Source organism: Bacillus sp. FSL K6-2865, assembly GCF_040311405.1.
Classification (GTDB): Bacteria; Bacillota; Bacilli; order Bacillales; family Bacillaceae; genus Bacillus; species Bacillus velezensis.
Window position 1 is genome coordinate 1658152 of the sequence record NZ_CP152036.1, and the last position, 19390, is coordinate 1677541.

The window sequence follows — 19390 nt, forward strand, 5'->3', positions numbered from 1 at the left end:
ATACGGAGGTGAAGAAAATGTCAGGAGAAGTTCTCTCCCAAAATGAAATAGACGCACTGCTTTCCGCCATTTCCACGGGTGAGGCGGATGCGGAAGAGCTGAAAAAGGAAGTTAAAGAGAAAAAAGTAAAGGTATATGATTTTAAACGGGCTCTCAGATTCTCGAAAGATCAGATACGCAGTTTAACCCGGATACATGATAACTTTGCGAGGCTTCTCACAACACACTTTTCCGCCAAGCTCAGAACGTATATTCATATATCCGTCAGCTCAGTTGACCAGGTGCCGTATGAAGAATTTATCCGTTCCATACCGAACATGACGATTTTAAATTTATTCGATGTTCATCCGATGGAAGGCAGAATCATGATGGAGGTTAATCCCACCATCGCATACGCAATGCTTGACCGCGTCATGGGAGGCATCGGCATCACTCATAACAAAGCTGACAGCCTTACGGAAATTGAAACGAATATTATTTCTAACTTATTTGAAAATGCACTGGGCAACTACAAAGAAGCGTGGCAATCGATTGCTGATATTGACCCTGAAATGACTGAATTTGAAGTGAATCCTCAGTTTGTGCAGATGGTTTCCCCAAATGAAACAGTCGTTGTCATTTCTCTCAATACGCAGATAGGTGAAATCAGCGGTGTCATTAATCTTTGTATTCCCCATGTCGTACTTGAGCCGATTATCCCTAAGCTTTCCGTACATTATTGGATGCAATCAGACCGGAATGAAGCGAAGCCCGAAGAAACGAAGTTGCTTGAAAAGCGCATCATGACGGCTCAAATTCCCGTTGTGGCTCTCTTGGGCGCTTCTGAACTGACAATAGAAGAATTTTTAAGTTTGGAAGTCGGGGACTGTATAACTCTGGACAAATCAGTGACTGATCCTCTTACTGTATTGGTCGGAAACAAACCGAAGTTTTTAGGGCAGGCCGGCCGGGTGAATCGAAGACAGGCAGTGCAAATTTTAGATCACGACATAAGAGGTGAACAAGATGAACAATAGATTATCTCAAGATGAAATCGATGCTCTTCTTAACGGCACAAGCAGTCAGTCAGAGGATACAGAACAGCCTCAAGGGGCGAACTTGTCTGAACTTGAGCGCGATGCGATCGGAGAAATCGGGAATATTTCGTTCGGCAGCTCGGCTACGGCGCTGTCCACTCTTTTAAATCAAAAAGTGGATATTACGACGCCGAGTGTGACCGTCATTTCAAAAAGCAAAATCAGTGATGAATTTCCTCATCCGTATGTTGCCATTGAAGTGAACTACACAGAAGGCTTTGACGGCAGCAATTTGCTCGTCGTCGAACAAAGCGACGCGGCTATCATCGCGGATTTGATGATCGGCGGAGACGGCCGGGGCGCCGATCCGTCACTCGGTGAAATCCACCTGAGCGCCGTGCAGGAAGCAATGAATCAAATGATGGGCTCGGCTGCTACGTCAATGTCGACCGTGTTCAGTAAAAAGATTGACATTTCTCCGCCAAGGGTTGAACTTCTGGATGTGACGGAAGAAAAAGGGACCGACAGAATACCTGAGGATGACCTGCTCGTAAAAGTGTCATTCCGTCTGAAAGTCGGCGAATTAATCGATTCGAGCATCATGCAGCTTTATCCGATTACGTTTGCGAAAGATCTGATCGCAGACCTGATGACTGCAGACCAGCATGAGTCAGAGGCCGCAGAAACCGTATCAGAACCACAGGAAACATACGAAACGCCGCAGCCGGAACCTGCCATGCAGCCGGAGCCGCAGGCAAAACCCGAGCTTCCGAAGAGACAGGGAACCGCAAAAAAAGCTGCTCCTGTTCAAGTCGCTCCGGTAGAATTCCAGGCATTTGATCATAACGAAGCGGCGCAAGGATCAAGGAATAACCTTGATATGCTGATGGATATTCCGCTTTCCGTTACGGTTGAGCTCGGCAGAACGAAGAGAAGCGTCAAAGAAATCCTTGAACTTTCTGCGGGAAGCATTATTGAGCTTGACAAGCTGGCTGGTGAACCTGTTGACATTCTGGTCAACCAGCGGATCGTGGCAAAGGGCGAGGTCGTTGTCATAGAAGAAAACTTCGGCGTGAGAGTCACTGATATTTTAAGTCAGGCAGACCGCCTTAACAATTTAAAATAAGCGAACATAGAGGAGAGAAACAGATTATGGCACACAGAATTTTAATTGTAGACGATGCAGCATTTATGAGAATGATGATCAAAGATATTTTAGTGAAGAACGGTTTTGACGTTGTAGCTGAAGCTTCAGACGGAGCGCAGGCAGTCGAAAAATTCAAAGAGCATTCCCCCGACCTTGTGACAATGGATATTACAATGCCTGAAATGGACGGGATTACAGCTTTAAAGGAAATTAAACAAATCGATCCGCAGGCGAAAATCATCATGTGTTCGGCTATGGGCCAGCAGTCAATGGTTATTGACGCGATTCAAGCCGGCGCAAAAGACTTTATCGTGAAACCGTTCCAAGCGGACCGCGTGCTTGAAGCTATTAATAAAACATTAAGCTAAAGGGTGTACGACTGTTGAAAAAGAGTCATGGTTTACTAGCTTTGATTTGTTGTTTCGTTTTACTCAATGTACATCCGTTCCCTGCTTTTGCGGCGGAGTCTGACAATTCCACCGTCAACGAATGGTTTGACAAACAATCAACAAACAAAACAGAGAAAAAAAGCGATACATCGAAACAAACGGCTGATCAAGAGATAGGGGATGCTTCTGCATCTTCTGTCTCCGCTTTTGATTTTGTAAAGATGATTGGGGCGTTATTATTCGTCATTCTGCTGATCTATGGATTTGTCAAACTGATGAATAGAAGAAACCGTCTGCTGAAGCCGTTTCAATATGTAGAAAATATCGGCGGAACGTCAGTCGGCCAAAACCGTTCCGTGCAGCTGATTAAAGTGGGAAACAGTGTTCTCGTAGTCGGTGTGGGCGAAACGATACAGCTTTTAAAAGAAATTGAAGATGAAAAAGAGCGCGAGGCGATTCTGAGCCAATACGAAGAGTCGATGTCTTCAAAAGTGGAATGGACCAAGCTCGTAAATCGGCGTAAGGATGGAGAAAAAAAGCCGCAAACGATGCTTCCGTCGTTTTCAAAAGCGCTGAAAGAACAGCTGAACGAGCTGAAACAAAGCCGTTCTGAAGGAAAGAAGAAAGGCCCTTATCATCATGAATGAATTTATTAATCTTTTTAATTCAAGCAGTCCGACCGAAGTCAGCTCCACTGTTAAATTACTGCTGCTTTTGACTGTCTTTTCAGTAGCGCCGGGGATTCTGATTTTGATGACCTGCTTTACGAGAATCGTCATCGTCCTGTCTTTTGTAAGAACCTCACTGGCGACGCAGAACATACCTCCCAACCAGGTTTTAATCGGCCTTGCGCTGTTTTTGACGTTTTTTATTATGGCGCCGACTTTTTCAGAGATTAATAAGGAAGCCTTAACGCCGCTGATGGACAATAAAATCAGTCTCGATGAAGCATATACAAAAGCCGAGAAGCCGATTAAAGAGTATATGAGCAAGCATACAAGGCAGAAGGATCTGGCGCTGTTTATGAACTATGCCAAAATGAAAAAACCTGAATCGATTCAGGATATTCCTTTGACGACGATGGTGCCCGCTTATGCGATATCAGAACTCAAAACCGCTTTTCAAATGGGCTTTATGATTTTTATTCCGTTTTTAATTATCGATATGGTCGTGGCGAGCGTCTTAATGTCAATGGGAATGATGATGCTACCGCCGGTTATGATCTCTCTGCCCTTTAAAATATTGCTTTTCGTTTTGGTCGATGGATGGTATTTAATCGTGAAATCTTTGCTTGACAGCTTTTAGGGTAGGTGCTAATTGTGAGTTCAGAATTTGTAATTTCCATGGCGGAAAAAGCCGTATATGTAACACTAATGATCAGCGGGCCGCTGCTTGCGATCGCGCTGATTGTCGGTTTGCTCGTCAGTATCTTTCAAGCGACAACTCAAATCCAGGAACAGACGCTTGCGTTCATTCCGAAAATCGTGGCGGTGATGCTTGGACTGATCTTTTTCGGTCCTTGGATGCTGTCGACGATTCTTTCGTTCACAACTGATCTGTTTTCTCATCTGAACCGATTTGCAGGGTAGAATCAAATGAATTCCATCATTGATTTATTTCCCGCTTTTTTATTGGTCTTTATCAGAATCTCTGCTTTTTTTGTAACGGTGCCGGTGTTCGGACATCGGAATCTGCCGGCGGTTCACCGAATCGGCTTTGCTTTTTTTCTTTCGGTGATCTGCTTCAGCACGCTGAAACATGCGCCGGAAATAGAAATAGGGGAACAGTATATGCTGCTTGTCATAAAAGAGGCCGTTGTGGGCTTGAGCCTCGGGCTGATCGCTTTCATGATGATGACAGCCATTCAGATAGCAGGTTCCTTTATTGATTTTCAGATGGGCTTTTCCATCGCCAATGTCATTGATCCGCAATCAGGAACGCAAAGCCCGCTGATCGGACAATTCGTTTATACGCTGGCGCTGTTATTTATGCTCAGCATAAACGCCCATTATCTTTTATTGGACGGGATTTATTACAGCTTTCAGTATATCCCGCTTGATCAGGCATTTCCGTCGTTTGGAAATGATCACTTTGGACTTTTTATCGCAAAAAGCTTCAATGCCATGTTTATTATCGCTTTTCAAATGTCTGCGCCGGTTGTGGCCAGTCTGTTTTTAGTTGATTTGGCGCTCGGTATCGTGGCGAGAACGGTGCCGCAGCTGAATGTTTTCGTTGTCGGGCTTCCTCTGAAAATAGCCGTGAGCTTTATTATGCTGATCGTTTGTATGGCGGTGATGTTTGTCGTTGTCCGCAACATCTTCAGCCTTACCGTTGAAACCATGCGGAATCTATTGGCATTGGTCGGTGTGACATGATGAGGCTCAGACTGAATCTGCAATTCTTTGCCGGTGAAAAAACGGAGAAAGCCACGCCGAAAAAACGGAAGGATACAAGAAAGAAAGGACAGGTCGCGAAAAGTACGGATGTGAATACAGCCGTTTCTTTACTGATTATCTTTCTTTCGCTGATCGCGCTCGGTCCTTATATGCGGGACAGGCTGCTGTCCTTTATTAAAACGTTTTATACGAAATCGATATCATTACATCTGTCTGCATCTGCCGTGCATGAACTGTTCGTGGATACGGTGAAAGATATCAGCCTCATCCTCGCGCCGATTATGCTGGTCGCGCTTGTGGCAGGTGTCGTGAGCAATTACATGCAGGTGGGTTTTCTGTTTTCTGCGGAAGTCCTCAAGCCTGACTTGAATAAGCTCAGCCCGCTGAAAGGATTTAAGCGGATTTACAGCATGAGGGCGATTGTTGAACTGGTCAAATCCATTTTGAAGATTACTGTGGTCGGTTTTGCCGCCTTTATGGTGCTCTGGCTGCATTATGGCGATATTCTCCGCCTTCCGCTTTTGACTCCTGCGGAAGTGCTCACTTTCGTTTCCAAGCTCACTCTTTGGATGGGGCTTGCGGGATCAGGGGCTTTAATGGTGCTGGCCGGGCTTGATTACTTATATCAGCGTTTTGATTATGAGAAAAATATCAGAATGTCAAAGCAGGATATAAAAGATGAATACAAAAAATCGGAGGGTGATCCGATAATCAAGTCCAAAATTAAGCAGAAGCAGCGGGAAATGGCGATGAGGCGGATGATGCAGGAAGTGCCGAAAGCGGATGTCATCATTACCAACCCGACCCATTATGCGATAGCTTTAAAATATGATGAAAAGAAAATGGACGCCCCTTACATTGTTGCCAAAGGGGTGGACCATCTCGCATTAAAAATCAGGCAGATCGCCAAAGAACACGATGTCATGACGATTGAAAACAGGCCGCTCGCGCGTGCGTTATATGATCAGGTTGACATTGACCAGGCCGTGCCGGAAGAGTTTTTCAAAGTCATTGCGGAAATTTTGGCTTATGTATATAAAACGAAACAAAAAGTATAGTGAATTTCAGATTCAAAAGGAGAGAAAAACAGCATGTCAACAAGAGATTTATCGGTTTTAATAAGTGTTGTCCTCATTGTGGCAATGCTGGTGATTCCATTCCCTCCATGGTTGTTAAGTATTTTGATCATCATTAATATCTCTCTTGCGTTGATCGTGCTTCTCACCACAATGAATATGCAAGAACCGCTGCAATTCTCGATATTCCCGTCATTGCTGCTGTTATTGACGCTGTTTCGGCTTTCGCTCAATGTGTCGACGACACGTTCGATTCTTTCTCACGGAGAAGGGGGAAAGGTTGTTGAGACATTCGGGAATTTCGTTGTCGGCGGAAATGTGCTGGTAGGGCTTGTTGTCTTCATTATCTTGATTATTATTCAGTTTATCGTCATTACAAAAGGCGCCGAGCGGGTATCGGAAGTGGCGGCGAGATTTACGCTCGATGCGATGCCCGGAAAGCAAATGAGTATTGACGCGGATTTAAATGCCGGCATGATTACGGAGCAGGATGCAAAGCACAGACGTGAAAAAGTCGCCCGGGAAGCGGATTTTTACGGCGCCATGGACGGTGCGAGCAAATTCGTCAAAGGGGATGCCATCGCGGGTATCATCATCGTGATGATCAATATTATTTTCGGAATCGTAATCGGCATGCTGCAGCAGGGGATGAGCATACAAGAAGCTGCGTCTCACTTTACAATGCTGACGGTCGGTGACGGTATCGTTTCTCAAATGCCGGCCTTACTCATTTCAACGGCTACGGGGATTGTCGTAACGAGAGCGGCATCTGAAGGAAACCTCGGTCATGATATTACAGGCCAGCTGTTTGCTTATCCGAAGCTCTTGTATGTAGCCGCGGGAACTGTACTCTTGCTCGGTCTTCTTACACCGATCGGCATTCTGCTGACGGGGCCGATCGCCGGTCTGCTTGCATTCGGCGCTTACATGCTGTCCAAAGCGGATAAGCCGAGCGAAGAAGAGGAAGAAATTCTTGAAGAAGAGGCTCAGGCGGATGAACTGAAAAGCCCGGAAAGCGTTGTGCAGCTTTTACATATTGATCCGATTGAATTTGAGTTCGGATACGGACTCGTGCCGCTTGCAGACGCGGGGCAGGGCGGTGATCTTCTTGACCGCATCGTCATGATCAGACGTCAGCTTGCGCTTGAATTGGGACTTGTTATTCCGGTTGTGCGCATCAGGGATAACATCGCGCTCCAGCCGAATGAATACAGATTGAAAATTAAAGGCAATGAAGTCGCTAAAGGAGAGCTCCTGCTGGATCATTACTTAGCGATGTCACCGACGCCTGAAGATGACGTCATTGAAGGAATTGAAACGATAGAGCCGTCGTTCGGACTTCCCGCAAAATGGATCAGCGAAGCTGCAAAAGATGAAGCGGACATGCTGGGGTATACAGTTGTTGATCCGGCGTCAGTCGTATCTACGCATATTACAGAAAAAATTAAGCAGCATGCCCATGAACTGGTCGGCAGACAGGAAACCAAGCAGCTGATCGATCATCTGAAGGAAAATTATCCTGTGCTTGTTGAGGAAGTCACGCCAAACCCTCTTTCTGTCGGCGATATTCAAAAGGTGCTTGCCAAATTGCTGAGAGAAAAAGTTTCAATCAGGAACTTGGTGACCATTTTTGAAACTCTTGCCGATTACGGAAGATTAACGACAGATTCAGATCTTTTGACAGAATACGCGAGACAGTCGCTTGCCAAACAAATCACGGCACAATATGCGAGAGAGCATGAAACGCTGAAGGTCATCACATGCTCAGGCCGGGTGGAAAAAGCGATTGCAGACGGGGTACAGCAGACTGAACAGGGCAATTACCTGTCACTCGACCCTGAGGTTTCAGACAGCATCATCCGTTCTGTCGCTAAAGAGGCCGAGCAGCTTTCCATCCGCCAGGAGTCGGCGATTCTTCTTTGCTCGCCTGCTGTCAGAATGTATGTAAAACAGCTGTTAGAACGGTATTTCCCTGATCTTCCGGTTCTTTCTTATAATGAGCTGGAAGCAAATGTTGAAGTACAGAGCATTGGAGTGGTGGATATTTAATGAAAATAAAAAAATTTACAGCCGCTTCAATGCAGGATGCCGCGAAGCAAATCAAAAAGGAACTCGGCAATGATGCCGTTATTTTACATTCCAAACAAGTAAAGAAACGAAAATGGCTGGGGCTGCGGTCGCAGCAGGCCGTCGAAGTGATAGCGGTTTTAGATCGTGACGTCAGGGAAGCGAGAAAAACGCCGCCGGCTGCCGCTGAAGAAATGAAAAAGACCAAAACGGCGGAGAAAGCTGAGCCTGTTCAGCCGCCGCGTCTTCCGGATCAAAGTATTTCCGGCGAACTGGCGCATTTTAAAGAAGTGCTCCCTGAACCATTAAAAAAAGCCGAGAGACTATTGAAGCAAGCCGGGCTTCCTGATCATACGCAAAACGCCGTACTCAGTGAATTGCTCCGTTCTTCAATTGTTTCCGGAGATTTAACTGAAGATAATGTCAGCTCAAAACTGCAGGATTTGTTAGTGAAAAAGCTCCCTTCGGCAGACAGGTGGCAGGAAGGGATTCAATCAAAATACGTCGTGCTTTTCGGTTCAACCGGGGCCGGCAAAACGACTACACTTGCGAAACTCGCGGCCTCATCAATGCTGACAGAGCATAAAAAAATTGCCTTTATGACGACGGATACTTACCGGATTGCCGCGGTCGAGCAGCTGAAGACATATGCGGAGCTGCTTCAGGCTCCTCTTGAAGTATGCTATTCAAAGGAAGAATGTCTGAAGGCACTGGAAAAATTCGCTGAATATGACCATGTTTTCATTGATACAGCCGGTAGAAACTTTAAAGAAGAGCAGTATATTACGGAATTACAAGAGATGATTCCGTTTGAATCAGGCTTACAATCCTTTCTCGTATTATCCGCATCTGCAAAATATGAAGATATGAAACAGGTGCTGAAACAGTTTTCAGGTGTGCCGGTCAATCAATTCATTTTCACGAAAACGGATGAAACCGCCTCACTCGGCTCCGTGTTTCAAGTGCTGTCGGAATCAAGAATCGGCGCCGCCTATTTGACAAATGGACAGGATGTGCCTGAAGACATCCTATCGGCTTCACCAAAAGAGTTTGTAAGGATGCTTTTGACATGAAACCCGATCAGGCAGAGTCATTAAGAAGGAAAATGAGAGAGCGGCAAATGATCAAGCCGGAGCTTTATGAGAAAAAAGCGAAGACATTAGCCGTCATCAGCGGTAAAGGCGGCGTCGGAAAATCTAATTTAACATTAAACATGGCAGTTGCCCTGCAGGAAAAAGGAAAAAAAGCACTCATCATTGATCTTGACATCGGAATGGGCAACATTGATGTGCTGATCGGCGCTGCTTCTTCCCGCACCATTATTGATGTGATGGAGAATCGGCACGCGTTGGCGCAATCACTGTCCTCCGGTCCGAAAGGCCTTCGCTACATATCCGGAGGAACGGGGCTTGAGGCGATCTATCAAGCAGACGGAGAGAAGTGGGAGGCTTTTATGAATGGTCTTTCCGCTGTATTAAGCGATTTTGATTACGTTCTGTTTGATATGGGAGCGGGACTTTCAAAAGAACAGCTGCCGTTTATTTTATCGGCGGAAGACATTCTCGCCGTGACAACGCCTGAGCCGACGGCCATTATGGATGCCTACAGCGCGATCAAACATCTCTTGCTCGCGGATGAACGGCTGACCGTAAACATTGCCGTCAATCGCGCCCGCGCCCAAAAACAGGCGCTGGACACGTACAACCGCCTTTCTCATGCGATTCACACGTTTTTAGGCGCGGAGGTGCGTTTCGCCGGCTCCATACCCGATGACCCGTTAGTAAGTCAAGCCGTCATTGACCAGGTGCCTTTTTTAATAAAAAGTCCTCAAGCAAAAGCCAGCAGGTCCGTCCGTCTTCTGACGGATGTCTTGTTTCAAACGGAAGAAAACAAACCAAGAGAAGAGAAACCGGCATTTATTGAGAGATTATCTTCTTTTTTATTGAGGAGGACTTTACAGTGATTCGTGTGCTTGTCGTTGATGACTCAGCTTTTATGAGAAAGATGATTACCGATTTTCTGGCTGCGGAAGTGCAGATAGAAGTCATCGGGACAGCCAGAAACGGGGAAGAGGCGCTGAAGAAAATAGAGCTTCTCAAACCGGATGTTGTCACGCTTGATATTGAAATGCCGGTCATGAACGGAACGGATACATTGCGGAAGATCATCAGCATATATAAACTTCCCGTAATCATGGTATCGAGCCAGACACAGCAAGGGAAGGACCGAACGATCAACTGCCTGGAAATGGGCGCTTTTGATTTTATCACCAAGCCTTCCGGAGCAATTTCACTTGATCTTTATAAAATTAAAGAGCAGCTGATTGAGAGGGTGATTGCAGCCGGGCTGTCCCGCGCACAAAAACCTGAGGCGGCAGTGAAAGAGTCTTCTATCCCGGAACGTCCGGCTTTGGCGGGATTTGAAAGACCGAAAGTAAGATCCGCCAAGCAGGCCGTATTCATCGCGACCTCTACAGGCGGACCGCGGGCTCTGCAAAAGGTGATTCCGAAACTGCCGAAGGATTTAAAGGCGCCTGTATTTGTCGTTCAGCACATGCCTGAAGGCTTCACCGCTTCACTTGCAGACAGACTCAACCATTTGTCAGATATTCAGGTCAAAGAAGCGGAAAACGGTGAAGAAGCGAAGGACGGATGGGTGTACATCGCGCCCGGCGGAAAAAATATGACGGTTGCGGAGGAAGGCGGAAGGCTCCGCATCATTCTTGACGTTCATGATACGGAAAGCCGGCATAAACCGTCAGCCGATTATTTGTTTCGGTCGGCAAGCCGCTTATCCGATTACGAAAAGGTAGCCGTCATTATGACAGGCATGGGCAGCGACGGAACCGAGGGCGTAAAAGAAATGCTTAGAACAGGCAGCGTTAAAACGATTGCGGAATCGGACGAATCCTGTGTTGTGTTCGGAATGCCGAAGTCAGCGATAAAGGCGGGCCTCATTCATGAGATTAAACATGTGGAAGATATCGCGGCATCCATCACCGGATGTGTGAAAAAAGAGAGGGTGTGAATCAATTGGATATGAATCAATATTTAGATGTCTTTATTGATGAAAGTAAAGAGCACTTACAGACATGTAACGAAAAGCTGCTGCTGTTGGAAAAAGATCCGGCAGACCTTCAGCTTGTGCATGACATCTTCAGAGCTGCCCATACGCTGAAAGGCATGAGCGCAACGATGGGATATACAGATCTGGCGCATTTAACCCACCTGATGGAAAATGTGCTGGACGCCATCCGCAACGGAGAAATGCCCGTTACATCAGATTGGCTGGATGTGCTGTTTGAAGCGCTTGATCATCTTGAAGAGATGGTGCAGTCCATTATTGACGGAGGAGACGGCAAACGTGATATTTCTGAAGTGAGTGCGAAGCTCGACGTAAATGCGGTGCATGAGACTGCGGCTTCAGCCGAAACAGCAGAACCGCCGGCTTCAAAACAACAGGCTTCAACTGAATGGAATTATGACGAGTTCGAACGGACTGTTATTGAAGAGGCGGAAGAGCAAGGATTCAGCCGCTATGAAATAACGGTTTCCCTGAATGAAAGCTGCATGCTCAAAGCCGTGCGCGTGTACATGATATTTGAAAAGCTGAATGAAGCCGGGGAAGTCGCAAAAACAATACCCGCCGCGGAAGTGCTAGAGACGGAAGATTTCGGAACGGATTTTCAGGTGTGTTTCTTAACAAAGCAGCCTGCTGAAGAAATTAAAGAACTCATCAGCGGCATTTCAGAAGTGGAGAATGTCGAAATTTCTGCCGGTGCGCCGTTAAAAACGGCCGAAAAACCGCAAGCGGCTGAACCGGTGAAGGAAGCTCCGGTTAAAAAGGCTGAGAAACAGCCTAAGCCGCAAGCGAAAACGGAAGAACAGCCGAAGCATCACAGCGGCTCGAAAACGATTCGCGTCAACATTGAAAGACTGGATTCTTCAATGAACCTTTTTGAAGAACTTGTCATTGACCGCGGACGTCTTGAGCAGATCGCCAAAGAGCTTGACCACAATGAGCTGACTGAAACCGTTGAACGCCTGACCAGAATCTCGGGCGACCTTCAGTCTATTATTCTTAATATGCGGATGGTGCCGGTAGAAACCGTCTTTAACCGTTTCCCGAGAATGATCCGCCAGCTTCAAAAGGAATTAAACAAGAAAATCGAATTGTCCATCATCGGAGCTGAAACGGAGCTGGACCGCACGGTGATTGATGAAATCGGCGATCCGCTTGTTCATTTAATCAGAAACAGCATCGATCACGGCATTGAATCGCCTGAAGTGCGGGTGAATAAAGGAAAACCGGAATCAGGTCATGTCGTGCTTAAGGCATATCACAGCGGCAACCACGTCTTTATTGAGGTTGAAGATGACGGGGCCGGCCTGAACAGAAAGAAAATTCTTGAAAAAGCGCTCGAGCGGAGTGTAATCACCGAACGTGATGCTGAAACGCTTGAAGATAATGAGATTTACGAGCTTATTTTTGCTCCGGGCTTCTCGACTGCCGATCAAATTTCTGACATTTCAGGGCGGGGCGTCGGCCTGGATGTCGTAAAAAATAAACTCGAATCACTCGGCGGCTCTGTCAGTGTCAAATCCGCGGAAGGTCAAGGTTCTCTTTTCAGTATCCAGCTTCCGCTGACACTTTCAATTATATCCGTTCTTCTCATTAAACTGGAAGAAGAGACGTTTGCGATACCGATTTCTTCTATTATAGAGACGGCTGTTATTGATAAGAAAGATATCCTGCAGACGCATGACAGAGAAGTGATTGATTTCAGAGGCCAAATCGTTCCGATCGTCTATCTGAAAAAAGAATTCGGCATTACGGATTCAAAACAGGATGCCGATCAGTTCCATGTAATCGTCGTGAAAAAGGGCGATAAATCCACTGCTTTTGTCGTGGATTCTTTTATCGGACAGCAGGAAGTCGTACTGAAATCACTCGGCGACTATTTGACGAACGTCTTTGCGATTTCCGGCGCTACGATTCTCGGAAACGGAGAAGTGGCGCTGATTATTGATTGCAATGCGCTGATCTACTAAAACGACACGAGGAGGTGCCCGAATGACTGCTGAAATCAAAACAGGTGAAAAAATGATTGTGTTTATGATAAACGGGAAAGAATACGCTATCTCAGTTTCCCAGGTGAAATCAATTGAAAAGTGGCAAAAACCGACGAGGGTCCCGGGTGTGGAATCTTATATCCGCGGCGTTATCAATCTGCGCGGAGTGATTACCCCGGTTCTTGATTTAAGAAAACGTCTGAATCAGCCTGAACAGGACATCACAGAAGAGACTCGGATTATCATCATTTCTTATCGTGACGCCGATGTCGGATGGGTCGTGGATGAGGCCAATGACGTCATCACCGTGCATGAAAATGAAATCGAATCCGCGCCTGAAAGCCAGACAAAGGAAACGGATGTGTGGATTAAACAGATCGTCAAGCAAGATAACAGGCTCCTCAATATTATCGATGCGCATGCGGTACTGGATAAAGGTGCTTCGGCATCTGCGTCCGGAGAGCCTAATGCTTAAAGGGGAAAAGACAACATGAGTAAGTTTGAAGCGATCAAAGAAGAGCAGATGGATATTTTGCGGGAAGTCGGAAATATCGGGGCGGGTCACTCGGCTTCTGCAATGGCTCAGCTGCTGAACAGAAAGATAGACATGGAAGTGCCGTTTGCGACTTTATTGACATTTGATGAGCTCGCTGATTTTTTCGGCGGGGCTGAAACGCCGGTCGCCAGTATCTTTTTAAGAATGGAAGGCGACATGACCGGCTCTATCTTTCTCATCATGCCTTTCCATCAGGCGGAACAGTTTATCAGAGAGCTGATCGGAAATCCGGATTTTGATATTGACCAGTTGGGTGAAGATCATTTGAGTTCTTCTGCTTTACATGAGTTCGGCAATATTTTAGCAGGTTCCTATTTAACGGCATTGGCTGATTTGACAAAGCTTGAGATTTACCCGAGCGTGCCGGAAATCTCACTTGATATGTTCGGCGCGGTTATCAGTGAAGGGCTGATGGAACTCAGCCAAGTCGGAGAGCATGCCATTGTCGTGGATACTTCTATTTTTGACCAGGGCAGCCGGCAGGAGCTCAAAGCCCACATGTTTATGCTCCCGGACTATGATTCTTTTGAAAAGCTCTTCGTCTCATTGGGTGCGGCTTTATGAGCCGTGCGGAAGCCGCAGTCGTTAAAGTGGGGATTGCGGATGTTCAAGTCGCGCGTTACCCGGATAAAATCCGGACCTCGGGACTCGGTTCATGCGTAGGGCTGGTTTTATACGATAAAGACAAACAAACGGCAGGACTCGTTCACGTCATGCTGCCGGACTCCGGTTTATCAAAAACGGCGGAGCTCAACCGTGCAAAATACGCGGACACCGCCGTTAAGATGACGATTGATATGCTTTTGAAAGCCGGCTGCCGCAAGTTTGCCCTGAAGGCAAAACTCGCCGGGGGAGCGGAGATGTTTAAGTTTAAAATGACAAACGACCTGATGAAAATCGGTCCGAGGAATGTAGCGGCCATCAAAGAGCAGCTTTCATTGTATAACATTCCGGTCATCAGTGAAGATACGGGCGGCTCAAGCGGCCGGACGATTGAATTTGAGCCAAAGTCCTGCATGCTGCACATTCGAACTGTTAAACAAGGTGAAACAACGATTTAATAAAGGTATGAGGTAGGGGGATAACAATGCAATCCTTGAATTATGAAGATCAGGTGCTTTGGTCGCGCTGGAAAGAGTGGAAAGATCCTAAAGCCGGTGATGATTTAATGCGCCGTTACATGCCGCTGGTCACATATCATGTCGGCAGAATTTCCGTCGGACTGCCGAAATCGGTGCATAAAGACGATCTAATGAGCCTTGGTATGCTTGGTTTATATGATGCCCTGGAAAAATTTGACCCCGGCCGGGATTTAAAATTTGATACCTATGCCTCGTTTAGAATTCGCGGTGCAATCATCGACGGGCTGCGTAAAGAAGATTGGCTGCCCAGAACTTCACGGGAGAAGACAAAAAAAGTCGAAGCGGCGATCGAAAAACTTGAACAGCGCTACCTTCGGAATGTGACTCCTTCAGAGATCGCAGAAGAGCTGGGGATGACGGAGCAGGACGTAGTATCAACGATGAATGAAGGGTTTTTTGCCAATCTCTTATCAATTGATGAAAAGCTTCACGACCAGGATGACGGTGAGAATATTCAAGTGATGATCAGAGATGACAAAAATGTGCCGCCGGAAGAAAAAATCATGAAGGACGAGCTGATCGCTCAGCTTGCGGGCAAAATTCACGAGCTCTCTGAAAAAGAGCAGCTTGTCGTCAGTTTATTCTATAAAGAAGAACTGACTTTGACCGAGATCGGACAAGTCCTGAACCTTTCGACGTCGCGGATTTCACAGATTCATTCAAAGGCGCTGTTTAAATTAAAGCATCTGCTTGAAAAAGTAATTCAATAATGAACTCATGGTTAGCGAGTGAAAAACATGTCAACACTATTATGGCTTTTAAGCTTTGTGCTTCACGGCGTACTGCTTTATGCCGTCATTATTCTGTACACGAGGTTTTCAGCCCTCAAGGAGACGGAGCGCCAGCAGAAGAAGATTCTTGAAGAGACGGAAAACACCCTTGCAGCGTTTCTGCTTGAGCTGAAAGAAGAAAATGAAAGACTCGAAGACGCAAAAAGCCGTCAAGCGCCGGACGCAGAAGATGCCGAACCCCGGCCGGAACCGAAAGAAGAGCCTGATATTCCGGACCACATGGAAAAGCTCATCAGTGCAACGGAACGGGCTGAAAGTGATGAAAACAACGGTGCGCATTCGTTTGAAAAACGTGTTTCAGAATTATATGAACAAGGGCTCACCCCCGCGGAAATCGCCAAACGGATGCAGAGCGGAAAGACAGAAATCGAGCTGTTTTTAAAATTTCGCGGCAAAGCTGTAAAGGATTCTTGATTGTCGCATAAAGCTGTGTTATATTATGTCTTGGTGTTAAATACACACGCTTAACGATTTATGCAGAGGGTGCTGCAAACGGCAGTTCTGCACAAAAATGACCTAAGCGGAGGAAAAAAACCATTTTATTAGGAGGAAATCACATGTCAGTTATTTCTATGAAACAATTGCTTGAAGCTGGTGTTCACTTCGGCCACCAAACACGCCGCTGGAACCCAAAAATGAAGCGTTACATTTTCACGGAGCGTAACGGAATCTACATCATTGACCTTCAAAAAACAGTGAAAAAAGTAGAGGAAGCTTACAACTTCACGAAAAACCTTGCTGCTGAAGGCGGAAAAATCCTTTTCGTCGGCACAAAAAAACAAGCTCAGGATTCTGTTAAAGAAGAAGCTGTACGCTCTGGCATGTACTATGTCAACCAACGCTGGTTGGGCGGTACACTGACAAACTTCGAAACAATCCAAAAACGCATTAAGCGTCTGAAAGACATCGAGAAAATGCAAGAAAACGGTACATTTGAAGTACTTCCGAAAAAAGAAGTTGTTCAATTGAAAAAAGAATTAGAGCGTCTTGAAAAATTCCTCGGCGGAATTAAAGACATGAAGGATCTTCCTGATGCATTATTCATCATCGATCCTCGCAAAGAGCGCATCGCTGTTGCGGAAGCTCGCAAATTGAACATTCCTATCATCGGAATCGTAGATACAAACTGTGATCCTGATGAAATTGATGTCGTAATCCCTGCAAACGATGACGCAATCCGCGCTGTCAAACTTCTTACTTCTAAAATGGCAGATGCTATCTTAGAAGCGAAGCAAGGCGAAGAAGAAGCGGAAGCTGCTGAAGAGACTGCACCTGAAACAGAAACGACAACTGCGTAACCTAATCAAAAGGTGATAAGAGGGACTGCCTTTTATCACCTTTTTTCAAGAAAAATGTATCTATACATATCTTGTTTACACATATAAGGAGGAATTCAAATGGCTATTACTGCACAGCAGGTAAAAGAACTGCGTCAAAAAACAGGCGCTGGTATGATGGACTGTAAAAAAGCATTGACTGAAACTGACGGAGATATGGACAAAGCAATCGACCTTCTGAGAGAAAAAGGAATTGCGAAAGCGGCTAAAAAAGCTGACCGTATCGCTGCTGAAGGTTCTACTCTTATTAAAACTGACGGCAACAAAGGCGTTATCTTAGAAGTAAACTCTGAAACTGATTTCGTTGCGAAAAACGAAGGCTTCAAAGAGCTTCTGAACACGCTTGCTGACCACCTTCTTGCAAACGCTCCTGCTGATCTTGAAGAAGCAATGGGTCAAAAGATGGAAAACGGTTCTACTGTTGAAGAATACATCACAAGCAACGTTGCTAAAATCGGAGAGAAAATCACTCTTCGCCGTTTTGCTGTTATTTCAAAAGAAGACAGCGAAGCGTTCGGTGCTTACCTTCACATGGGAGGCCGCATCGGCGTATTATCCGTTCTTAGCGGAACAACTGACGAAGATCTTGCAAAAGACATCGCGATGCATGTTGCAGCGGTAAATCCTCGTTACATTTCCCGCGAACAAGTGTCTGAAGAAGAAGCAAACCATGAGCGTCAGATTCTGACTCAGCAAGCTCTTCAAGAAGGCAAACCGGAAAACATCGTAGCTAAAATGGTTGAAGGCCGTCTGAACAAATTCTTCGAAGAAATTTGCTTATTAGACCAAGCTTTCGTTAAAAACCCAGACGAAAAAGTGAAACAAGTTGTGGCTGCGAAAAACGCATCTGTTAAAACTTACGTCCGCTACGAAGTTGGAGAAGGTATTGAAAAACGCCAAGAAAACTTTGCTGAAGAAGTTATGAACCAAGTGAAAAAATAATGGCGGAAAGCCTTGGCGAATCTTTCGCGGCTTTTCAGGCAGTATAGGGGACACTACTTGTGTTCCCTATTTTTAAAACTATATTTACAAACCTTTTTTTCTCTTGCATAATAGGAAACGGCAATGTTTACACTTGGAGGTTATTATGGAAAAACCAAAATACAATCGTATCGTTTTAAAGCTTAGCGGAGAAGCATTGGCAGGAGAGCAGGGAAACGGCATTAATCCGACTGTCATCCAATCCATCGCTAAACAGGTAAAAGAAATCGCTGAGCTTGACGTCGAAGTGGCCGTAGTCGTAGGCGGCGGCAACTTATGGCGCGGAAAAACGGGCAGTGACTTAGGAATGGACCGTGCGACGGCCGATTATATGGGCATGCTTGCTACTGTCATGAACTCACTTGCCCTGCAGGACAGCCTGGAAACGCTCGGAATTCAGTCCAGAGTGCAGACATCAATTGAAATGCGTCAGGTCGCTGAGCCTTACATCAGAAGAAAAGCCATCCGCCACCTGGAGAAAAAACGCGTTGTTATTTTTGCCGCGGGAACAGGAAACCCTTATTTCTCTACGGACACAACCGCAGCGCTGCGTGCCGCTGAAATCGAAGCGGACGTGATCTTAATGGCGAAAAATAATGTCGACGGTGTGTATAATGCTGATCCGAGAAAAGATGAGTCAGCCGTTAAATACGAAAAATTATCTTATCTCGATGTGTTAAAAGACGGGCTGGAAGTCATGGATTCTACGGCTTCTTCACTATGTATGGATAATGATATTCCGCTGATCGTCTTTTCTATTATGGAAGAAGGAAATATTAAGCGTGCCGTAATCGGCGAATCAATCGGAACGATCGTAAGGGGGAAATAACGTTGTCAAACGAAGTATTAACACAAACAAAAGAACGCATGGAAAAAGCGGTTGCCGCTTATTCACGTGAATTGGCGTCAGTCCGCGCAGGACGTGCCAACCCATCTCTATTGGATAAAGTGACAGTAGAATACTACGGTGCCCAAACACCTTTAAACCAGCTGTCTTCCATCAATGTGCCTGAAGCGCGTATGCTTGTTGTCACACCGTATGACAAAACGGCAATCGGTGATATTGAAAAAGCGATTCTGAAAGCTGATCTTGGCGTAACGCCGACAAGTGACGGCACAATTATCCGCATCGCGATCCCGGCTCTGACGGAAGAAAGACGTAAAGAACTTGTCAAAGTCGTGAAAAAATACGCGGAAGAAGCGAAAGTAGCAGTCCGTAATGTCCGCCGTGACAGCAACGATGACCTCAAAAAACTTGAGAAAAACGGAGACATCACAGAAGACGAGCTTCGTGCTTCCAGTGAAGACGTTCAAAAGCTGACAGATGAATATGTGTCAAAAATTGACAGCGTCACGAAGGACAAAGAAAAAGAAATCATGGAAGTTTAATGAAAAACTATGTACAATAGATAATGTGAAA

At 45.9% G+C, this 19390-nt stretch carries 22 protein-coding genes; all 22 read left to right on the forward strand.

All coding sequences use genetic code 11. From position 1 onward, the window contains the following. Positions 1-17 precede the first annotated feature (17 nt). The 22 genes from fliM to frr all read left to right on the forward strand — a co-directional run bounded on the left by fliM (position 18) and on the right by frr (position 19359). Positions 18-1016 carry a flagellar motor switch protein FliM gene (gene fliM / locus NYE42_RS08270; protein ID WP_003154240.1) on the forward strand — a complete coding sequence of 333 codons (999 nt, stop codon included), beginning with the start codon at positions 18-20 and terminating at the stop codon, positions 1014-1016. After that, entirely contained in the window at positions 1006-2142 is a 1137-nt protein-coding gene (gene fliY, locus NYE42_RS08275; protein WP_025284727.1) for a flagellar motor switch phosphatase FliY, read from the forward strand. The genes fliM and fliY overlap by 11 nt, the downstream gene beginning before the upstream one ends. A gap of 26 nt (positions 2143-2168) precedes the next feature. Next, on the forward strand, positions 2169-2531 hold the full coding sequence (cheY, locus tag NYE42_RS08280; RefSeq protein WP_003154238.1) for a chemotaxis protein CheY: 363 nt from the start codon (positions 2169-2171) through the stop codon (positions 2529-2531). A 14-nt stretch (positions 2532-2545) separates the two neighbouring features. After that, on the forward strand, positions 2546-3199 hold the full coding sequence (gene fliZ, locus NYE42_RS08285; protein ID WP_020955822.1) for a flagella biosynthesis regulatory protein FliZ: 654 nt from the start codon (positions 2546-2548) through the stop codon (positions 3197-3199). Then, positions 3192-3857 carry a flagellar type III secretion system pore protein FliP gene (fliP, locus tag NYE42_RS08290; protein WP_352426892.1) on the forward strand — a complete coding sequence of 222 codons (666 nt, stop codon included), beginning with the start codon at positions 3192-3194 and terminating at the stop codon, positions 3855-3857. Before fliZ ends, fliP begins: the two co-directional genes overlap by 8 nt. Before the next feature lie 14 nt (positions 3858-3871). Further along, positions 3872-4141: a flagellar biosynthesis protein FliQ gene (fliQ, locus tag NYE42_RS08295; RefSeq protein ID WP_003154234.1), complete on the forward strand. Its 270-nt coding sequence runs from the start codon at positions 3872-3874 to the stop codon at positions 4139-4141. A gap of 6 nt (positions 4142-4147) precedes the next feature. Then, positions 4148-4927 carry a flagellar biosynthetic protein FliR gene (fliR, locus tag NYE42_RS08300; RefSeq protein WP_012117557.1) on the forward strand — a complete coding sequence of 260 codons (780 nt, stop codon included), beginning with the start codon at positions 4148-4150 and terminating at the stop codon, positions 4925-4927. After that, complete coding sequence (gene flhB / locus NYE42_RS08305) at positions 4927-6006, forward strand: flagellar biosynthesis protein FlhB (RefSeq protein WP_032871486.1); 1080 nt, start codon at positions 4927-4929, stop codon at positions 6004-6006. The genes fliR and flhB overlap by 1 nt, the downstream gene beginning before the upstream one ends. 33 nt (positions 6007-6039) lie before the next feature. After that, positions 6040-8073 (forward strand): flagellar biosynthesis protein FlhA, encoded by a 2034-nt coding sequence (gene flhA, locus NYE42_RS08310; RefSeq protein ID WP_007409788.1) that lies wholly within the window; start codon positions 6040-6042, stop codon positions 8071-8073. Then, the gene (gene flhF / locus NYE42_RS08315) at positions 8073-9164 is read left to right on the forward strand and encodes a flagellar biosynthesis protein FlhF (protein WP_015417475.1); all 1092 of its coding nucleotides are present in this window, start codon (positions 8073-8075) and stop codon (positions 9162-9164) included. Before flhA ends, flhF begins: the two co-directional genes overlap by 1 nt. After that, positions 9161-10054: a MinD/ParA family protein gene (locus NYE42_RS08320; protein ID WP_060675468.1), complete on the forward strand. Its 894-nt coding sequence runs from the start codon at positions 9161-9163 to the stop codon at positions 10052-10054. The genes flhF and NYE42_RS08320 overlap by 4 nt, the downstream gene beginning before the upstream one ends. After that, positions 10051-11118, forward strand: coding sequence for a chemotaxis response regulator protein-glutamate methylesterase (locus NYE42_RS08325; protein WP_047935716.1), 1068 nt, complete (start codon positions 10051-10053; stop codon positions 11116-11118). Before NYE42_RS08320 ends, NYE42_RS08325 begins: the two co-directional genes overlap by 4 nt. Positions 11119-11123: 5 nt before the next feature. Beyond that, positions 11124-13142, forward strand: a complete 2019-nt coding sequence (gene cheA, locus NYE42_RS08330) for a chemotaxis protein CheA (RefSeq protein ID WP_007409792.1) — start codon at positions 11124-11126, stop codon at positions 13140-13142. Positions 13143-13164: 22 nt separating this feature from the next. Then, positions 13165-13638, forward strand: coding sequence for a chemotaxis protein CheW (gene cheW, locus NYE42_RS08335; RefSeq protein ID WP_003154225.1), 474 nt, complete (start codon positions 13165-13167; stop codon positions 13636-13638). A 15-nt stretch (positions 13639-13653) separates the two neighbouring features. Continuing rightward, entirely contained in the window at positions 13654-14283 is a 630-nt protein-coding gene (cheC, locus tag NYE42_RS08340) for a CheY-P phosphatase CheC (RefSeq protein ID WP_003154222.1), read from the forward strand. Continuing rightward, positions 14280-14780 carry a chemoreceptor glutamine deamidase CheD gene (gene cheD, locus NYE42_RS08345; RefSeq protein WP_003154219.1) on the forward strand — a complete coding sequence of 167 codons (501 nt, stop codon included), beginning with the start codon at positions 14280-14282 and terminating at the stop codon, positions 14778-14780. Before cheC ends, cheD begins: the two co-directional genes overlap by 4 nt. A gap of 26 nt (positions 14781-14806) precedes the next feature. After that, positions 14807-15571 carry an RNA polymerase sigma-28 factor SigD gene (sigD, locus tag NYE42_RS08350; RefSeq protein ID WP_003154217.1) on the forward strand — a complete coding sequence of 255 codons (765 nt, stop codon included), beginning with the start codon at positions 14807-14809 and terminating at the stop codon, positions 15569-15571. A gap of 27 nt (positions 15572-15598) precedes the next feature. Next, entirely contained in the window at positions 15599-16066 is a 468-nt protein-coding gene (locus tag NYE42_RS08355; RefSeq protein WP_040238143.1) for a hypothetical protein, read from the forward strand. A 143-nt stretch (positions 16067-16209) separates the two neighbouring features. Further along, the gene (gene rpsB / locus NYE42_RS08360) at positions 16210-16950 is read left to right on the forward strand and encodes a 30S ribosomal protein S2 (protein ID WP_003154215.1); all 741 of its coding nucleotides are present in this window, start codon (positions 16210-16212) and stop codon (positions 16948-16950) included. Between the two features lie 99 nt (positions 16951-17049). Further along, complete coding sequence (gene tsf, locus NYE42_RS08365) at positions 17050-17931, forward strand: translation elongation factor Ts (RefSeq protein WP_327954177.1); 882 nt, start codon at positions 17050-17052, stop codon at positions 17929-17931. A gap of 145 nt (positions 17932-18076) precedes the next feature. Continuing rightward, entirely contained in the window at positions 18077-18799 is a 723-nt protein-coding gene (gene pyrH, locus NYE42_RS08370) for a UMP kinase (protein ID WP_003154213.1), read from the forward strand. Positions 18800-18801: 2 nt separating this feature from the next. Continuing rightward, the gene (gene frr, locus NYE42_RS08375; protein WP_003154212.1) at positions 18802-19359 is read left to right on the forward strand and encodes a ribosome recycling factor; all 558 of its coding nucleotides are present in this window, start codon (positions 18802-18804) and stop codon (positions 19357-19359) included. The last annotated feature ends 31 nt before the right edge of the window (positions 19360-19390 follow it).